Consider the following 17,333-nt stretch of genomic DNA (forward strand, 5'->3'; position numbering starts at 1 on the left):
ATCTCTACTTCTCGATGGTGATCGGCGTGTCTTCTTCGACCAGGCTCCAGATCTCATCCATGTCTTTGTCGGTTACAGCGATACAACCGCTCGTCCAGTCGTATTGCTGGGTGATCTTGGCCAGATGGCCATTACCGTTAGGCTGGCCGTGGATCATGATTTTTCCACCTGGCTCAACATTCTTTTTTCGGGCATTTTGAAGATCTTTCTCATTAGGATATGAGATGTGGATCGCTTTATAAAATGCGCTGTCCTCAAGTTTATAATCGAGGAGATAGTGTCCTTCCGGGGTGCGTTTATCGCCTTCCTGCTCCTTGTGGCCTTCCGGGTTTCTTCCAAGGCTTATGTCATAGTGGCGTAGCACTCGACCGTTTTTTATGAGAAACATTCTCCGCTCCGATTTTTTGACCAGTACAAAATCCACGGTTTTTCCGGCTTGAATCAATCCGGGACAGAGTAGCAGGGTAACGGCAAGGAGGAGCTGTTTCATCTTAAAAAAAATCCATCTTTTGGCAAGTTACGGTTTGGCGGGTCGCAAACGAAGGTGTCCTGGGGATGAGTGTTGACTTTGACCATTACAGCTTCCAGTAGTTCCTCGTCTGAATCGTTCATAAATGTATGGACATCATAGGATTTGATGACCAGCGAAGTTCCGGGATAGAGTGGTTGTTCTTCTCCGTTTAATACTACCCGGCCGATGCCCTTGGTGAAATGAAAAAATTCGGTGGTTGTTTTGTGAAAATGGCAGAATTTGCCGTCGCGGAAGCGGATCAGGTGGACTTCCGTTCCCGATGCGTTCAGTTGATCACTTGCTGCCTGCAGGCAGGTGTCATAGCCGCTTTTCCTGGTCCATGTATCCATCATCTGACCTCGTTGCCGTGTTGAATGTACGCTCCTTTAGCTTGAAATAATGTAACATTACAATAGCATGGGAAGATGGACTGTCGAGTAAAAAAAATGATGATACCGTTTACGCTCATGCGGGGTAAACGTGAGAAGAGGCAAGAAAACTAAAAGGGTAGAAGGATTTTTTCGCCAGCAACGAAAATACTTGTTATTCAAGGGCGTGGGCGACTTTGACGACGATCTTGTGCACCTCGCCTATTCCTGCCAGTGGTGCATGGGCGTCGCTGGGATAGAAAATGGCAAAATACCCCGGCAGAACCTGGACCCAGGACTGGGGCCGTTCCATGCACAGTCCGATATCCTGATCACTGGAAAAGCCATCCTGATCCAGGCTGCAGTCGGCATAGGGCGCCCAGCCCATCCATTCGTCTCCTGAGACGACATACTGTACGTCGATATATCGCATATGTACTTCAAGTGGGGACTCTTCTCTTCCTCTACCTTGGCCTTTATCCACAATGGCATAGATATCATCGCCGGCAATGTCGTATCTTCCGGGGGCGAGGTTAGTCACGTGCGGTGAAGCGAGAAAGCCGAGCGCCGTGGCGATGCCTGGATGCAGCGTCGCATAGATGGTGCTGTTAGCCAATTTGTCGATGATCATGCCTTACTCCTTGTTGTCCGACTGTTGGTTTTTTGCTTAACGTTTCAGGCGGACGGTGATCAGGTCGAGGTCTTCAGGGCGGTCCACGCCAAATCCGTCATAATCGGTAAGGACAACGTGAATGGATATTCCCGCTTCCAGGAGTCGTAGCTGTTCCAGCTTTTCAATCTGTTCGAGGGGGCTGGGTGGCAGACTGGTGAAGGTCTTGAGAGCGGACAGTCGATAGGCATAGAGACCGATATGCAGGAGATAATGGATGTCTGAGTGCTCTTCGTCACGGATGTGCGGTATTTTTGATCGAGAGAAATAGAGGGCGCGGCCATCCTGGCCTCGCACCACCTTTACCCGGTCAGGATTCTCGGCTTCGACCGCATTGATGATGCGAGCAAGGGTGGTTACCTGGATAGCGGGGTCGGCAAACGGCTCGACGAGCAGCCTTGGCATATTTTCATCAAGCGCAGGCTCGTCCCCCTGGATGTTGACGATAACCGAGTCTTCGCAAAGACCAAGGTGTTCTACCGCCTCCATTATTCTATCTGAGCCGCTGGGGTGGTTCGGGTCGGTCATCACCACCGGCACACCCAGCTTTTCGGCGGCCGCATAGATTCGCTCATCATCGGTTGCCAACCAGACCTTTTTTAAGAGACTGCACCGGCAGGCCCGTTCATAGACCCAGTAGAACATCGGTTTGCCAAGGATGTCGGCAAGAGGTTTTCCAGGAAACCGGTGGGACTGGTAGCGGGCAGGGATGATGCCGTAGCAGGGAGGTAAGGATGTCATGTTAATTATTCACTATCTGGATGCAAAATTTTCATGATCTCACGGCTGGCAAGTCGGGTGCCACCCTTTCTGGGGCCAAGAAACTGTACAACCTGTTCGATGACCTGCTCGCGCGGTTCATCGCGGTCGAGCCGGTTGAGCAGTTCAACATACAGCTGTTTTTCGTCTGTAACCTCACGGACCAGACCCGTGTCAATAATTTCCCGGGTGACCCAGGAAAAATTTGACCAGTAGGGGCCGATCAGGGGTCTGAGACCGAATACTAACGGCTCCAGGAAATTCTGACCACCCAAATCCATCAGTGATCCCCCGATAAAGGTTACTCTAGCCAGCCCATAAGCTCCAGCAAGTTCGCCGAATACATCCCAGACGATTACTGATCCCGGCTGGCATGTGGCGGTTGTCAATGATCGCTTTACGGCGGTGATATTGTGTTCTCGAAGCTTCGCCAGCCAATCATCGGCTCGTTCAATATGTTTTGGGAACACCCCGATAATACAATCCTGCCGGTCCTGCAGCAGCATGGCAATGGTCGAGACGATTTTATCCTCTTCCTCTTTTCTGATAGAGCCAAGCAACACAAACGGTGTGTTGTGGGGAAAGAGGTGGCTGAAGGGCGGTTGGGTTGCCAGAGTATTTTGGGGCTCGATACGGTCGAATTTGATGTTGTTCATCACTTTGACTTTTTCGGATCCCAGAACATCTCCAAAACGGCTGGCGTCCTCGTTGGAGATGGCCCAGATATGTTTGGGGGCCAATGGCTTAAACAACCAGCGGCAACGTTGGTACCAGCGAAAGCTTTTTTGGGACATTCGGCCATTTATGAGTAGAACAGGTATGTCCCGCTTTTTGGCCTGGTTTAATAGACCAGGCCATAATTCCGTTTCGAGAACGACAATGAGACGTGGTCGAAAGCGGGTAAAGGCCTTTGCCATAATAGCCGGAGAATCGAAAGGGAAAAAGCTCACGGCACTGTTGAGTGCAGAGTTGTCCCCTCGTTGCTGCATACCTTTTTGCAGAGTATCGATGCCCTGTTGGGTGCCCGAGGTCAAGAGTACCCGGAGTGAAGCATCGGCAGGAAGTCGGGAGGTGAGGTCGGCAACAATGGCGTTGCTTAAAAGAGATTCTCCGCCTGAGGCGGACTGGATCCAGAGATCAAAAGGACCGTCAGGTGCCTGTCGCAGGGTACGTTGGTCCCAGCCAAGTGAGATCCGGGGGAAACGTCGCAGAAGTGGTAATGCGGCAAGCCAGGCGAGATGGTAGAAGATGAACAGTATGCGTATCAAGCTGTTGATATGGTATAAAATTAAGTAGTTTCGACATGAGGTCGTAAAAAGATATCCAGAGTGCTGCAAAGCTTCCAGTATCGGCCACTACAAGCCACGGCATCATATCGTTATCGCTGGCAACTTGCAAACCATTTCCCTCAGTAGGGGGAGCCGTTATTGAGCAGCTGAAAGCTCAGGGAAAATCTCTATGAGCGTACGACAGATAAGCAGGATACTGAATCTGTCGCGTTGTGAGTAGCAGAAAGAAAACCCGACCGAAATTGACAATGATGGAGCATGTGGAGAGGGGTGTAGTCTGTTATGAAATTTGAACGTAGAAACCATGTTTTGTCTTGTAAACAGTGGCGTCATTTCTGTAAACATGAATAAAAACATGAAGTAATTAGATGTAAAAGGTTTGATTGTGTGGCATTTTGCAGGTGAAATGTGTAAAAGATCAGAAAGGATTATTCACAGGCTGGCACGTTGTGGCACTTTCGGTTGTCAGTTAGGGTTGCCCGCTTGACATGATATGTATTTTTTCCAATTTCTCTGAGGTTGCTATGCGAAATTCGTTGGTTGTGACGGTTAGCGGAGCTGACACGCCCGCTGCAAAAGAATCTCTTCTAAATGCGATCCGCCTGATGGGTGGAGAACTGCTCGTGCATCGAGGCATACGTCTTGGTGGCCAGATGTCGTTGATTATCAAGTTTCAGCTTGCAGGGAAAGACCCGTTGGCAATAGAAGCCTCTTTGGCAGAAAACTTTCCAGAAAAAACATTTCGCTGCACAGAAGTTGAAAACGATACGGTTGAGACCTCTCTGAGCAAGATAATACAACTTGATGTAAAATGTCGTAACAGGACCGACCCGGAAGGTGATTTGCAGACGATTCTGCAAGATCTCGATTGTGAAACCAAGGACCTGGAGTGTACCCGTTATCCGGTTATTGGACTTGGCGAGACGGTTTTCTCGGCACGTTGCACGGTTGAGGTGCCGAGCCATTGCAGTAGTCAGGCGGTGGCAAATGAAGTGGAAATGATGATGGAAGGCGCCAGGGTGCTGGTTGTATAAGTGTTATATATCAGTGTGGCAATCAAGTAGCAGATCAGGATGTGGATGTAAAACCTTGAAACATTGCTATTCTGAAAAATTATATAAAAAGCGATAAAATATATCATCAGGGGTAAGCGAAAACACAGATATATGGTATACACCTGTGGTAAATATTCTTGCCAAGTGTGAGGGGTACACTTGCCTGACCTTGATTGAAGAATTTAAGGTCTCCTCAGGATATCTTGATGGGGCGGTGCGATATGATACGCACCACCCCATTTGTTTTTTCGCTGATTGGTACCTGTTTGCACTATGCACTTGATTACCAGCGTTGAAAACGGTAGTGATGTGCAAAATGGAAAAACATGAAACACTTGGAAGGCTATCGCACAACGATAGAAAATTGATTAACCATTACATGATTGTCGACACTGGTAAAAGCTTACAATAGATTGACACTCTGATATCATTATGAAAAAAATCAGGCATTTTATAGAGTTTCAATTCCTCCTCGGTCTCGGGCTGACGACACGATGGCTCTCAAGGCAGGCATTACTGCGTTTCGGAGCCCGGCTCGGGGATATCATCTACTATTGTTTTCCGGTGCGGAAAAACGTTACCGTAACCCATTTGACCAGTGCGTTTCCCGAGAAATCTCCATCGGAAATTTCCTATATAGCTCGAGGGGCATATCGAAATCTGGGAATGAACACTCTGGAACATCTTGCCCTGCCGAACCTTACCCGAGATGCGTTGCTGGATCTGGTGGTGTTCGAGAACCTGGATGTTCTGAAGGAGGCTCAGGCTCGCGGCAAGGGTACAGTCCTCGTTGGTGGGCATTTCGGCAACTGGGAATACCCCAGCTGTGCATTAGGAGCCGCCGGTTACCGGCTAGGCGCTGTTGTTGCCGAGATTTCCAATAAATATCTCGATAAGGAAATTAACGATCATCGGCGTATGACAGGGCTTGAGGTTATTCCAAAGGGAACAGCGACCAGAGGGATCGTCCGGTTGCTGCGCAACAACGGGATAGTCGGTATGCTCATGGATCAGAATGCTGGCAGTAGAGGGGTTTTTGTCAATTATTTTGGACGCCTTTGCTCCGCACCCAAGGGTCCGGCGAGTATTGCCCTGAAGATGGGCGCGGCGATGGTTTTTGGTGCGTCAATCCGTCAGCCGGACGGCACTATCAGGGTTGTATTTGAACCGGTAATCATTGACTACGAAGCTGGAGCAACCGAGGATAATATTCGCGATATTACCCAGCGGTGTACCAACCGTTTAGAGCATTATGCTCGGCTGCAACCAGATCAATGGTTTTGGATGCACAGGCGTTGGAAAAGCCGTCCGCCTGGTGAAAATGAAGTCGCTCGGCAGATGAGTTCATGAGTATGGTCGACTTCGGTTTTTATCTGTTGCGAAAATGTCATTCTTCTTCAGGCTCCTGCTCATCAGCCGCCGCCGAGCGCCCGGCCAGCCAGCCGGTTGAAAACGCCGCCTGCAGGTTGTAGCCGCCTGTGTCACCATCAATATCGAGCACTTCCCCGGAAAAATACAGGCCTCGCACCAGACGTGACTCCATGGTTCGTGGATCGACCTCTTTGACATTCACCCCGCCGGCGGTGACGATGGCCTCTTTTAATGGGCGGTGGCCACTGATCTCCATCCGGAAATCTTTTAGCCAACTCCTGAGCCGGGCGCGTTCTTTGGCTGACACCACTCCCGCTTCCTTTTGACCATTGAGTTCAAGCAGCTGCAGGCATACCTGAATAAGCTGCTGCGGTAAGAGTCCGCGCAGAACACTCTGCAGTTCCTCTTTGCTGCGGCTTTGGAAATCTCGTTGCAGTCGTGCGTCGAGCTTGCGATCATCAAGTGCCGGTTTGAGATCGAGACTGATGCTGACCTGTTTACCAGATTGCAGCCAATCAACGATAGCCCGGCTGTGAGTGAGAATGACCGGCCCGCCAATTCCGAAACGGGTAAAGCCCACTTCACCAAAATCCGACTTTTTCCTTTTTCCATCGACATAGATACGGATACCGGTATTTCGCAGGTCAAGTCCGCCCAACTGGTGCAGGCAGGGTTCCCTGGTGATAAGCGGAATCAGGGCCGGCTTGAGAGGCATGATGGTATGGCCGGCTTTTTTAGCAAAATGAAAACCATCTCCGCTTGAGCCGGTGGTGGGATATGAGGAGCCGCCAGTCGCAAGGACGACCGCATCGCAGGCGAGCTTTTTACCATTTCTCATGACACCAGCTATGCGCCCTTCGGTTATCACCAGGTCCTCCACTGGTTGAGAACATTGCAGCCTGGCGCCGGTCTTCGTAAGCCAGTGGAGGAGTGTATCAAGAACATCGCGGGCTCGGCCACTTTTAGGAAAGACCCGTCCACCCCGCTCAGTGATCAGTTGAAGTCCCAACTCTTCAAAAAAAGCCATGAGCTGTGGAACGAAAAACCGGGAAAAGGGTTGATGGAGAAAACGGCCGTTCGGATTGAAGTGTGATAGAAAGTCGTGAAGTTCTGAGTTGTTTGTAATATTGCACCGGCCCTGGCCGGATATAAGAATCTTCTTGCCGGGTTCCTTCATCTTTTCGAGCAAGAGAACATTGGCGCCGGCAAGCGCGGCCTGGCCGGCAGCCATTATGCCTGAAGCACCTCCGCCAATGACAATGATGGTTTTCATGAGATGTATCCGTATAGCTTTGGTTGGCGAGGAGCCTGCGTGTAATGTGTCTGCGATGGCGTGCGTGCTTATATCGCGTGTTCGCGGACGTTATCTGCCAGAGGTGGTAGCGCTTACCGGGTGAGAATTGGAAAAATCAAGGATGTTCTACGAAGTAGGTTTATCGATTGCACATGAAAAAAGCACTATTTTTCTTTTTGCTTGCTGATAAATCTGTCAAAAGGTCATAAAAAGTGGCCACTCATCATCTAATAGATTAGGACAAAAATACTTTCTGCTATAATAGAAATATATGTCAATGCACCCCAAATGCTCAGTTGAAACCGCACACTCTAGGAGGATTTACCGATGGCCTGATTGTGATCCTGTAAGTAAAGGGCAAGCTGTATTGGTGCCTGTTGTACCATTGTCCCAGTGGGATATGAGACAGCGTCGTGCCAGATGTTTTTGTAATAAGGAGCTAGATATGAAAGAGATGTTTGTGATGAGCGTAATGGGGGCTGATAGCCCGGGAACAATAAAATCCATTGCAGAAGTTACCCGGGAGTTCGGTGGTGAATGGGCAAGAAGCAAGGTGATGCGGCTTGATGGCTTGCTGACGGCCTTAATGAAGGTCGTTGTAGATCAAGAAAACGAAGTCCGACTGAAAGAAGAACTTGAAAAACGTTTTGCCAACCTGCAGTTCAGCTATTCAGCTGTTTTGAATCCACAAGAAGGGCCGACCAAAAGTCTCAACTTGGTGGTGGACTGTCAGGACCGTCCGGGTTTGACCAAAGAGTTGAGCAGGGTACTGGCAAGTCTTGATCTGGTGGTCGAAAATATGGAATGTAATAGAGTCCATGTTTCCTCCATCGGCCAGACGGCATTTACTGCTAAGGTCGCATTGACTGTGCCGGAAGCGTTGAGCGGAGAGGCTGTTGCTGATGAGATTGAGGCATTGGCTGAAGATGTGCGGGTAACCGTGGCGTAGGGTATGGATCCTTTCTGAGATTGTTTAATGACAAAGGGGTGAAGAAGATTTGAAATCTTCTTCACCCCTTTTTTGTATCCAGGATCGTGCTGTGCGAAAATCAGTGACCGATCATCGCAGGAATACCTGGCAACATGCCGACGATGGCCATGGCGATGGTGCTGACCAGCAGGGCCATACCCGGGATTATCAATTTGTCAGCAATGTTCAGCTTTTTCGGACGATCTTTGTCGCCGATCATACCGTTATTGTCGAGGAACATGGTGAGTGCCCAACCGAAGACCGGATTGACGATGGCAGAGGCAAAGATACAGATACCGGCAGACTGGGTGTCTTTGGTGTCCTGTACCATCTCCATTCCGGCTTCAAGAAGCGGAAGGTAAACGCCAACCAGAAGGGCGATAGAGAGTACTGGTCGCCAGACTGCGATATCCATTGGGAAACCGGCGATGGCAACCGTGATGGAGAGAATGCCGGTAGCGATCGCTCCGCCGGGGATCGGGCGTTTGGCGATTGCCGCCGGAATCATATAGGTGCCCCAGGATGAGGTGATGCAGCCGCTGCCGAAGAAGGCTGAAACAACTTGGCGAAGAGAGCAGCCGATCATGGTGTCATCGACATCCATCAACACATTGGTCGCTTTTTTGGGGTAATTCATCTCCTGGAAGATGCGGTGACCAAGAAAGTCTGGAGACCACATGGCCACAGCGAGAATGGCGAACGGCAAAGACGAAATGATGTGGGAGATCCCTGGCATACCAAGTTTCCAGCCGGTGTCATCGCCCCACCAGTAGAAAGGGTTGAAAGAGGGAAGGCCGGGTGTGGTGGTGAACTCGAAAGGCGCACCAAGAATGAGGGCTGTCACCGCTGCCAGGCCGGAGCAGATAGGGATGGCCAGCCAGCGCTTTTTCATCCTCGCCAGCATGGCATAGAGCGCCAGGTTAACGATCAATACTACCAAGGCCACATAGCCCATTTCAATAGATTCCGCCCATTTTCGCATGGCACCGACTTGGCCAATTGTGCCGATGGCGCCAAGATAAACAAGGAGCCCGCCAGCCACGCCCTGACTGGTAACGTTGACGAGACGAGAACCGCCTTTGGTTATGCTGAGAATAAGACCGAATATGGCGATAAGAGCCCCTAGAGCAAGAGGATGGGTGCCGGAGACAGCCATCAGCGGGATGAGCGGCATCATCGGTCCATGAATGCCGGCCAGGTTGGCCCGGGGATTAAACAGACCAGAGAACAGGATAACAAAGAAAACACACACTACCAGCATGTCGACGCGGACGTTTTCGACGATAAAAGCCGTATCGAGGCCGTACGCCGTGGCGAAGGCGTTGGTGATAGCTGTACACATGACCGTAAGGCCAATGGTGCCGGCAATAGCCGGAATCAGGTCTTCAAGTTCAAAATTGAAGTCGCGGCCGGGAAGGTTCAGTCCCCAGCGCTTTGGCTTCATGATCGTGAGTTCATGATCCAGATACTCGGAACGGGTTGAGAACTCGCCGGATTTTTTTCGCAATGTTCTGTAACTTTGCGAATCTGCATTCTGCATGACTACACTCTCCAAAAAAATATACGTAATAATCTTGAGGTCGCCGCACCCCTTTTGCTGACAGACGTCAGCAAATTACAGGAATGGGGTAACCGGTAAACTTTGCATGAAGTTCGACCAAAAAACTGTGGTGGCGTAGCTTGCCATTGAGGTGGTCCAAAATCGCGCAGATGTATTTTGGTACGACCAAAACCACAGAAGTGAAGCCATTATCTCAGGATGTGGTCTGAGTAAATGGTCCAATGTTTCAAATAAACAAGAGAAATTGCTGGTATTGTGACCAGCAACATTCCCGGCTATAGCGGATGACAGCAGGACAACGTTGATGTATGACTCGTATTCTCAGTAGAGATATCGCTAGTTAATCTAACAACATAAGAAATGCTGACAATTGAGAAAAACAATAAGATCAGCAGGAAATATGATTGTTATGTCCGATTAATGGTGGGGCAATTCACTGGCATGAATAGCAAAACGGACGTCCTAGCAGACACAAGAGTGTCACGATGTGGTCCTATTTATGATCGAAAATAGTAAAACTGTCAATATAAAAAAGCCGAATTAAATGATACCAATTTGGTTTTTAACTCATATTGTTAAGCATAAAATGCTAGGAAATACTGCATTATATGTGATGAGTGCTCTGGTGATCGCCGTATGTATTACCATGGTACCAATAATGGTTTTGGCAGCATGCGCCAGGTTTTGTGCATGGAGTAGAGTAGATGATCTACTACGAGTAATCAAAAGGGGATGGGCTTGAATTTTAACCCGTTGGGGCATTGTCAGGTAAAACCGGGTTTCCGGATTTCGATCAGGGGGTGTAAGTGGTTAGGCTGCCAGTGATGTCAGAAGAGTCGAAATGAAAGGAAGCGCTCCGAAGGAGGGAGTAATTTTGTCTGGTGCAAAGGGTAACGAAAAAAAAAAGCTGCGCCACGGAGTCCCCGTGGTGAGGAGCAGTGCTAAAGCGATGGTTGAGCGGAAGCGACAGGCTCGAGAGGCGGATATTGCAGTGTTCCTGCCGACTCTTCTGCGAGAAGGTTGGGGATATCGGCGGGCGAGAAGTCGAGGCGGGCAAAGAGATGCTTTTCCAAAGTTCTGCAGGCCGCGAAGTTCTTTATGATAAGTGCTTCATTGCGCTGGCTGTTGTTGGCATATTTTTCAAGGATATAGTCAAGCCGTTCGTCAAGACTGACCACCTGATCGTGTTTGACCCTTTTGTCAGCATAGAACACCAGCTCAACGGCATTGAACTCGCCCCGTTGATAGCGATTTGGCTCGAAGTCTGAGAGAATCACATGGTTGGCGACAATCTCGGCAATGTCCATATACCCCAACTCCTCGCAGAGAACCGCGCCCACGTCGGCATGTCGGCAGCCCTCATCAAGGCATTTACTCTTGGCGATATCGTGGAGCAGGGCACCGGCTATCACCAGCTCTCGCTGTGGAACAGCCCCAGCTCGCCCGGCGTTGTCCAGCTGCCTATGTAGGAACTCAGCAACCCGGGCCACCATAAACGAGTGGCAGCGGATGTTTTCCCACATGGAAAACGTTTCCATTAATTCAAGGCAACGAGCAACGTCAGGGATAATCTTGTTCATAAATACAATGCAGATGGGCGGGGGAGGACCCCGCCCAAGGTGAAAGATTTATCGGGCGCTCAGTTCATGAACCAGCTCTACAGCCAGTTTGGCCTGTGCCGGAGGTGTAAACTGGTGAATGCCGTGACCAAGGTTGAAGATGTGGCCATGGGCGCCCCGGGCATCATTGAGAAGATTTTGGATACGTGATTTCAGTTTGTCCTTGGGCAGCAGGAGAGCAAAGGGATCAATGTTGCCCTGAACCGCTTTTTTGCCGACTTTGGCAATAGCGTCCTTGATATTGATTCGCCAGTCGAGCCCGATAACGTCAGCACCTGAACGAACCGAGTAGTCTAGAAGGGTTGCCCCGTTATTAGCAAAATAGATAAGTGGAATATCATACGACTTGAGACTGGCAAGAATCCTGGTTATATACGGAAATGCAAACTCCTCGAAATCACATGGCGCGAGGACTCCTGCCCATGAATCGAAAAGTTGGAGTGCCTGGGCACCAGCCCTGGCCTGGGCCTGCAGGTAAAGAATCGTGGCCTCTGTAATCTTCTCCATCAGTGCATGGAAGAGTTCCGGCTGGGTGTACATCAGCTTCTTGGTTTCCCAGAAGGTTTTCGAGCTGCCGCCCTCGATCAGATACGTGGCGCAGGTGAAGGGTGCGCCGGCAAAGCCGATCAGCGGCACTTTCAGCTCTTTTCTCAAAAGACGGATAGTCTCCATAACAAAGCCGGTAGCCTCATCCGGGTCCGGGATGACGAGCATATCCAAGGCCTTGGCATCGCGAATGGTGGTGGCGAAAATGGGACCTTTGCCTTCGTGGAAATCCAAAGGAGCTCCCATCGCCTCCATCAGAATCAGGATATCGGAAAAGAGAATAGCAGCATCCATGCCCAGAATGTCGATTGGCTGCAGGGTGACCTCAACGCAGAGTTCAGGAGATTTGCAGAGTTCAAGGAAAGTGACGTTGCCACGTACCTTCTGATACTCTGGGAGGTAACGGCCGGCCTGTCGCATCATCCAGATGGGTGTGTAATCGGTTTTCTCGCCCCTGCAGGCCTTTAGAAATGTGTCGTTCATGCTCCCCCTTTTCCGGGTTGTTGTTTTTCGTGTTGTGAATTTAAGCTTCTTATCGGCTGGTTATAAACTGTCGCCAGTATTCTGTGCTTTTCTTGGAGTATAGCTGCAGAACGGTTCCTGGGCAAGAAAATCACCGGTCATGGCGTAGGATCTGGCTCGGCATCCGCCGCAGACGCCCACATACTCGCACTGGCCGCAGTTACCCTTATAGCTTTTGAAATCACGAAGCTGCAGAAAGAGCTCAGACTGTTCCCAGATATCCTTGAACGGGGTGGTTTTGACGTTACCGGCGGATTTCGGAAAATAGCTGCAGGGTAGCACCTGGCCATCAACGTCGATCAGGCAGATAAGTTGGCCGGCCAGGCATCCTTTCGAGCCACCGGTGGAAAATTTCAGGTTACGGCGTTTAAAGGTTTCACCCTCTTCCTTGGCTTTTTGACGGACGATCCGGTAATAGTGTGGGGCGCAAGTGGGGCGCATCAGCAGCTCATTTTCCTCTTTTTCCACATTATAATGCCACTCAAGAATCTCGTCATAGAGCTTTTCCGGTATGAGTTCACTCATGATATCCTCGCCACGACCGGTGGGTACAATCATGAACATATACCAGGCGGTTGCGCCAAGGCCCTTGACCAGTTTATAGATTTCAGGGATCTCTTTCTGGTTGCGGACGGTAAACGAGGAGTTAACCAGAAAGGGAATGGAATGTTTGTTGAAAAGTTCGATGGCCTTCATGGTTCCATCAAAGGCGCCTTTCTGGTTGCGGAAGTTGTCGTGAGTTTCGGCACATGCCCCGTCGAGGCTGAGTGACACCATGCGAATTTCCGATTCCTTGATTTTCTCACATACCTCTTCGGTTACCAAAGTCCCGTTGGTGGCAAGACACATCCGGAAACCAAGATCGGTGCCGTAACGGGCTATGTCGAACACATCTTTTCTCAGCAGCGGTTCACCACCCGAGAGGACCATCACCGGGCTGGCGTAGGAGGCAATATCGTCCAGGATTTTTTTTGCCTCGTCCAGAGTGAAATCCGGGTGTTCTATGGCCTCAAGTTCTGAGGATGAGCGGCAATGCACGCATTTCAGGTTGCAGCGTCGGGTGATCTCCCAGGCTATCCATTTGGGTTCAAAATCCATTCGATGACTCCTCGTAAAAAAACGATACCGTTCGGGCCGTAAAGTCCCCACGTGCTGCGCGGAACATGGCAATAAGAGTTTACTTCAGCTTTGCAATGTTAAGCACTTTGGGGCAAAAATAAAGCGGGCTTTGGATCTTAGTAATTCTCTTTTTTGGCTTTTTATGCTCTGTAATGTGAGAAAATATAATGGAGACTCTCATCAAGAAACAGAAAAACACAGTGTTACCCGAGAATGTGAAGTAGTTCGTAATGTATAGAATATTGATCCAATTTGGTCATTTTGCCCCAATTTTGTTGGTAAATTGGCAGTGGTCGGCTATATTCTCGGTTTTCCAGAGCCCTTTATTAATTGAGACTAATGTCATATAGTAGGCTCGATCATCAGGACGCTAAGACGCCTCCAGTGCGTCTATCATACCAGAGTAATGCGGGGCTGGAACCAGCTCTGCCACACCAGTTGGAAAGAATCATGATTATTACACCTGTCACCACAGACAGCCCCAAGGGGCAGGAAATCGTTGCCAGTTTACTGCAGCGGTTTCAGACCACAGACAGTTCTTGCCAGGATGCTGTGGCGGATATATTGCAAGCGGTTCGCATGCGAAAAAATGCGGCGGTGGTTGAGTATGGGCGCCGTTTTGATGCACCGAATCTCACCGCTGAAGAACTGGAAGTGAGCGCTGCCGAGTTGCAGGCTGCCTATGATATAGTTGGCGATGATTTTCTCGAGACCCTGACCCTTGCGATTGAAAGGATCCAGTCCTTTCACGAGCGGGAAATGGAGGACTCCTGGCTGCAGACCAGAGACGACGGCACCATTGTTGGTCGCCTGGTGCGGCCTGTCGATTCTGCCGGGCTTTACGTTCCGGGTGGACAGGGGGGCTCAACGCCTTTGGTCTCCTCTGTTTTGATGAATGGTATTCCCGCCGGCATCGCTGGCGTCACAGAGCGGGTGATGGTGACTCCACCTGATACAGATGGCAAGGTGAATCCATATCTCCTTGTTGCCGCTCAGGAGATCGGTATAACGCGGATCTTCAAGGCTGGATCCGCCTGGGCCATTGCGGCTCTGGCCTATGGCACCGAGACTATTCCCAAGGTGGATGTGATCGTCGGGCCGGGTAACCAATACGTGACTGAGGCAAAGCGTCTTGTTTCCGGCATGGTGCGGATAGATATGATCGCCGGTCCTTCCGAGGTTCTGATTGTAACCGATGAGACGGCCAAGGTGGAAAATGTGGCAGCGGATATGCTGGCCCAGGCTGAGCACGATACCCTGGCGCTCGCCGTGGTGGTGACCACCGATGCGAATTTAGCCGCAGCGATTCCGGCAGAGCTGGAGCGACAGCTGGCAACCCTTTCTCGGGAGGGTATTGCCAGGACATCGCTTGCTGACAAGGGTGTGATTCTGGTGGCGGCGGATATGGAAGAGGCGATTGCTCTAGCCAATGATATCGCCATTGAACACCTGGAGTTGATGATCACCGATCCCTGGAGCTGGGTCCCACACGTGCGGCATGCCGGTGCTATTTTCCTCGGCAGCCACACTCCGGAAGCGGCAGGCGATTATCTAGCAGGACCTAATCATGTCTTGCCCACCATGGGCACCGCCCGGTTTGCCTCAGCGCTCGGGGTTGAGACCTTTTTGAAAAAGAGTTCGATAATCAGTTATTCTGAAAAAGCGCTGGCTGCGGATAGTCGACATATTCAGCTACTGGCCAACCTTGAAGGGCTTACCGCCCACGCTAACTCTGTTGCGGTGCGGACAAGGTAGTTTTTGTGGCTGATAAAAAACAGGACCTATTTATTGTCAAGTTGCGGCAGGGATTAGCCGCGCTGGCAATCGATGTGAATGACACAGGGATTGATCGGCTCTACCGTTATTTTCTTGAACTGAAAAAGTGGAGCACCAGAGTCAATCTCATTGCCAAAGGGAGTACGGATGATCAGATCATCGAGAACCATTTTCTCGATTCCCTGACCCTTTTGCCTCTGCTTTTGGAAAAGAATGTCCATTTGCTCGATATCGGAACCGGCGCTGGTTTTCCTGGCTTGGTGCTGAAAGCGGCTTTTCCAAAAATGACTATCACCCTGGTCGAGCCCAGGCTGAAGCGCGTATCTTTTCTCAGACATGTGGCACGAACTCTGGAACTAACGAATGTCACGGTGCAGGCCTGCCGGGTTGAAGATGAGAATGTATTGCCGGGAGATGCGCCCTATACTCACATCACCAGTAGGGCGGTTACCGATATCGCCGGATTTCTTGATATGACCGCCCGTTTTAACAATCCTGGTCTGGAAGTTATCTGCATGAAAGGTCCAAAATGGTCTGAAGAGCTGGATGGTGCCAGGGCTGTGCTGGAAAAGCTTCATTATGTGAGGACTGCTACCTTTTCCCATGAGTTGCCGGTGTCCCGGGCAGAACGTACTTTGCTTGTTTTTTCCAGGGAGAAATACTCGGAGGGCGCCGGGTAAATACCTGGCGAATCAGGTGGGTTTCTGATATAAATACACCCCGGTTCACGGTAATTCTGTGGACTAAAAGATTATAATACATGTCCGAATTGAACGGATCTGCACATAGCAAGGAGAAAAAATGAAAAAGATAGCGGTTCTGCCGGGTGATGGTATAGGCCCGGAAGTAATGGCCGAGGCCATCAAGGTACTTGATGCGGCCCAGAAGAAGTTTGCCTTTGAACTTTCCTATGAATTTGCTGATGTCGGTGGTATTGCCATCGACAACCACGGCGAGGCGCTGCCGCCAGCGACTCTGGCACTTTGCGAGAACAGCGATGCCATTCTCTTTGGTTCTGTCGGCGGTCCGAAATGGGAAAGCCTGCCGCCGCAGCAGCAGCCGGAACGCGCTGCCCTTTTGCCGCTGAGAAAGCATTTCGACCTTTTCTGCAATCTTCGTCCGGCCCGGGTCTTCAAATCACTGACCGCTGCCTGTCCGTTGCGTCCAGATATCGTTGGAGAAGGCTTTGACATCCTTTGCATGCGCGAGTTGACATCGGACATCTACTTCGGTCAACCCAAGGGCAGGGAAGGTGCCGGTCCCGATGAGCGGGCCTGGGACACCATGACCTACACCCGGGCGGAAATTGAACGTATTACCAGAATCGCCTTTGAAACCGCGCGTATTCGCCGTAATAAAGTGACTTCTGTCGATAAGGCAAATGTCCTGACCACCATGGTGCTGTGGCGTGAAGTGGTGATGGAAGTGCATAAGGAATACCAGGACGTGGAGCTGACCCACATCTATGTGGATAACGCTACCATGCAGTTGGTCCGTGATCCGCACCAGTTCGATGTACTGCTCTGTGGCAACATGTTCGGTGACATTATCTCCGATGAGGCGGCTATGCTCACCGGGTCCATGGGACTATTGGCCTCCGCCTCACTGAATGCCAACAAATTTGGCCTTTACGAGCCCGCAGGCGGTTCTGCCCCAGACATTGCCGGTCAAGGCATTGCCAACCCGATCGCCCAGATTCTCTCTGCTGCAATGATGTTGCGTTACAGCTTTGGTCTTGACGAGGCCGCTGCCGCCATCGACAGTGCGGTAGAATCGGTACTCGACAAAGGCATTTACACCAAGGATATCGCGATCGACAAGAGCAAGGCCGTTGGAACCGCCGCCATGGGTGATGCCATAGTTGCTGCCCTTTAGTCGTATCGTTCGATCTGACAGGGGTGGT

General features: G+C 50.5%; 16 protein-coding genes. 6 read left to right on the forward strand and 10 right to left on the reverse strand.

From position 1 onward, the window contains the following. Positions 1–4: 4 nt before the first annotated feature. From BUF15_RS12070 to BUF15_RS12090, 5 genes are all read right to left on the reverse strand, one after another. A complete protein-coding gene (locus BUF15_RS12070; RefSeq protein ID WP_073613746.1) occupies positions 5–490 on the reverse strand; it encodes a L,D-transpeptidase family protein in 486 nt (161 codons plus the stop codon). Beyond that, positions 487–864 carry a cupin domain-containing protein gene (locus BUF15_RS12075; protein WP_084553935.1) on the reverse strand — a complete coding sequence of 126 codons (378 nt, stop codon included), beginning with the start codon at positions 862–864 and terminating at the stop codon, positions 487–489. Before BUF15_RS12075 ends, BUF15_RS12070 begins: the two co-directional genes overlap by 4 nt. Positions 865–1,054: 190 nt before the next feature. Further along, on the reverse strand, positions 1,055–1,510 hold the full coding sequence (locus BUF15_RS12080; RefSeq protein ID WP_073613748.1) for a NanQ anomerase/TabA/YiaL family protein: 456 nt from the start codon (positions 1,508–1,510) through the stop codon (positions 1,055–1,057). 36 nt (positions 1,511–1,546) lie between these two features. Further along, positions 1,547–2,290, reverse strand: coding sequence for a 3-deoxy-manno-octulosonate cytidylyltransferase (kdsB, locus tag BUF15_RS12085; RefSeq protein ID WP_073613749.1), 744 nt, complete (start codon positions 2,288–2,290; stop codon positions 1,547–1,549). Positions 2,291–2,295: 5 nt separating this feature from the next. Further along, positions 2,296–3,576 (reverse strand): 3-deoxy-D-manno-octulosonic acid transferase, encoded by a 1,281-nt coding sequence (locus tag BUF15_RS12090; RefSeq protein WP_159441289.1) that lies wholly within the window; start codon positions 3,574–3,576, stop codon positions 2,296–2,298. Between the two features lie 545 nt (positions 3,577–4,121). Between BUF15_RS12090 and BUF15_RS12095 the strand changes: the two genes are divergently transcribed. Beyond that, complete coding sequence (locus BUF15_RS12095) at positions 4,122–4,631, forward strand: hypothetical protein (RefSeq protein ID WP_143170709.1); 510 nt, start codon at positions 4,122–4,124, stop codon at positions 4,629–4,631. Between the two features lie 453 nt (positions 4,632–5,084). Continuing rightward, positions 5,085–6,002 carry a lysophospholipid acyltransferase family protein gene (locus tag BUF15_RS12100; protein WP_073613751.1) on the forward strand — a complete coding sequence of 306 codons (918 nt, stop codon included), beginning with the start codon at positions 5,085–5,087 and terminating at the stop codon, positions 6,000–6,002. 37 nt (positions 6,003–6,039) lie between these two features. Here BUF15_RS12100 and BUF15_RS12105 read toward each other — a convergent pair whose 3' ends face one another. Then, a complete protein-coding gene (locus BUF15_RS12105) occupies positions 6,040–7,296 on the reverse strand; it encodes a BaiN/RdsA family NAD(P)/FAD-dependent oxidoreductase (protein WP_073613752.1) in 1,257 nt (418 codons plus the stop codon). Positions 7,297–7,762: 466 nt separating this feature from the next. Between BUF15_RS12105 and BUF15_RS12110 the strand changes: the two genes are divergently transcribed. Further along, positions 7,763–8,266: a glycine cleavage system transcriptional repressor gene (locus BUF15_RS12110; protein WP_073613753.1), complete on the forward strand. Its 504-nt coding sequence runs from the start codon at positions 7,763–7,765 to the stop codon at positions 8,264–8,266. Positions 8,267–8,366: 100 nt separating this feature from the next. Here the strand turns inward: BUF15_RS12110 and BUF15_RS12115 are convergent, their stop codons facing one another. The 4 genes from BUF15_RS12115 to BUF15_RS12130 form a co-directional block, all read right to left on the reverse strand. Next, positions 8,367–9,827, reverse strand: coding sequence for a DUF3360 family protein (locus BUF15_RS12115; RefSeq protein WP_073613754.1), 1,461 nt, complete (start codon positions 9,825–9,827; stop codon positions 8,367–8,369). 962 nt (positions 9,828–10,789) lie between these two features. Next, positions 10,790–11,428 carry an HD domain-containing protein gene (locus tag BUF15_RS12120; RefSeq protein ID WP_234981164.1) on the reverse strand — a complete coding sequence of 213 codons (639 nt, stop codon included), beginning with the start codon at positions 11,426–11,428 and terminating at the stop codon, positions 10,790–10,792. A gap of 48 nt (positions 11,429–11,476) precedes the next feature. Next, positions 11,477–12,496, reverse strand: a complete 1,020-nt coding sequence (gene hemE, locus BUF15_RS12125; RefSeq protein WP_073613756.1) for a uroporphyrinogen decarboxylase — start codon at positions 12,494–12,496, stop codon at positions 11,477–11,479. A gap of 60 nt (positions 12,497–12,556) precedes the next feature. Next, a complete protein-coding gene (locus tag BUF15_RS12130) occupies positions 12,557–13,633 on the reverse strand; it encodes a radical SAM/SPASM domain-containing protein (RefSeq protein ID WP_073613757.1) in 1,077 nt (358 codons plus the stop codon). 471 nt (positions 13,634–14,104) lie between these two features. On the opposite strand from BUF15_RS12130, the gene hisD reads away from it, so the two are divergent. The 3 genes from hisD (at position 14,105) to leuB (ending at position 17,305) form a co-directional block, all read left to right on the forward strand. Further along, positions 14,105–15,409 carry a histidinol dehydrogenase gene (gene hisD / locus BUF15_RS12135; protein ID WP_073613758.1) on the forward strand — a complete coding sequence of 435 codons (1,305 nt, stop codon included), beginning with the start codon at positions 14,105–14,107 and terminating at the stop codon, positions 15,407–15,409. A gap of 5 nt (positions 15,410–15,414) precedes the next feature. Further along, positions 15,415–16,110, forward strand: coding sequence for a 16S rRNA (guanine(527)-N(7))-methyltransferase RsmG (rsmG, locus tag BUF15_RS12140; RefSeq protein WP_073613759.1), 696 nt, complete (start codon positions 15,415–15,417; stop codon positions 16,108–16,110). 121 nt (positions 16,111–16,231) lie between these two features. Next, a complete protein-coding gene (gene leuB, locus BUF15_RS12145; RefSeq protein ID WP_073613760.1) occupies positions 16,232–17,305 on the forward strand; it encodes a 3-isopropylmalate dehydrogenase in 1,074 nt (357 codons plus the stop codon). Positions 17,306–17,333: the final 28 nt, after the last annotated feature.

This window comes from Desulfopila aestuarii DSM 18488 (assembly GCF_900143695.1).
Classification (GTDB): Bacteria; Desulfobacterota; Desulfobulbia; order Desulfobulbales; family Desulfocapsaceae; genus Desulfopila; species Desulfopila aestuarii.

Coding starts and splice junctions, on each gene's coding strand:
- BUF15_RS12070 (WP_073613746.1), bottom strand. CDS start 490: ATGAAACAGCTCCTCCTTGCCGTTACCCTGCTACTCTGTCCCGGATTG.
- BUF15_RS12075 (WP_084553935.1), bottom strand. CDS start 864: ATGATGGATACATGGACCAGGAAAAGCGGCTATGACACCTGCCTGCAG.
- BUF15_RS12080 (WP_073613748.1), bottom strand. CDS start 1,510: ATGATCATCGACAAATTGGCTAACAGCACCATCTATGCGACGCTGCAT.
- kdsB (WP_073613749.1), bottom strand. CDS start 2,290: ATGACATCCTTACCTCCCTGCTACGGCATCATCCCTGCCCGCTACCAG.
- BUF15_RS12095 (WP_143170709.1), top strand. CDS start 4,122: ATGCGAAATTCGTTGGTTGTGACGGTTAGCGGAGCTGACACGCCCGCT.
- BUF15_RS12100 (WP_073613751.1), top strand. CDS start 5,085: ATGAAAAAAATCAGGCATTTTATAGAGTTTCAATTCCTCCTCGGTCTC.
- BUF15_RS12105 (WP_073613752.1), bottom strand. CDS start 7,296: ATGAAAACCATCATTGTCATTGGCGGAGGTGCTTCAGGCATAATGGCT.
- BUF15_RS12110 (WP_073613753.1), top strand. CDS start 7,763: ATGAAAGAGATGTTTGTGATGAGCGTAATGGGGGCTGATAGCCCGGGA.
- BUF15_RS12115 (WP_073613754.1), bottom strand. CDS start 9,827: ATGCAGAATGCAGATTCGCAAAGTTACAGAACATTGCGAAAAAAATCC.
- BUF15_RS12120 (WP_234981164.1), bottom strand. CDS start 11,428: ATGAACAAGATTATCCCTGACGTTGCTCGTTGCCTTGAATTAATGGAA.
- hemE (WP_073613756.1), bottom strand. CDS start 12,496: ATGAACGACACATTTCTAAAGGCCTGCAGGGGCGAGAAAACCGATTAC.
- BUF15_RS12130 (WP_073613757.1), bottom strand. CDS start 13,633: ATGGATTTTGAACCCAAATGGATAGCCTGGGAGATCACCCGACGCTGC.
- hisD (WP_073613758.1), top strand. CDS start 14,105: ATGATTATTACACCTGTCACCACAGACAGCCCCAAGGGGCAGGAAATC.
- leuB (WP_073613760.1), top strand. CDS start 16,232: ATGAAAAAGATAGCGGTTCTGCCGGGTGATGGTATAGGCCCGGAAGTA.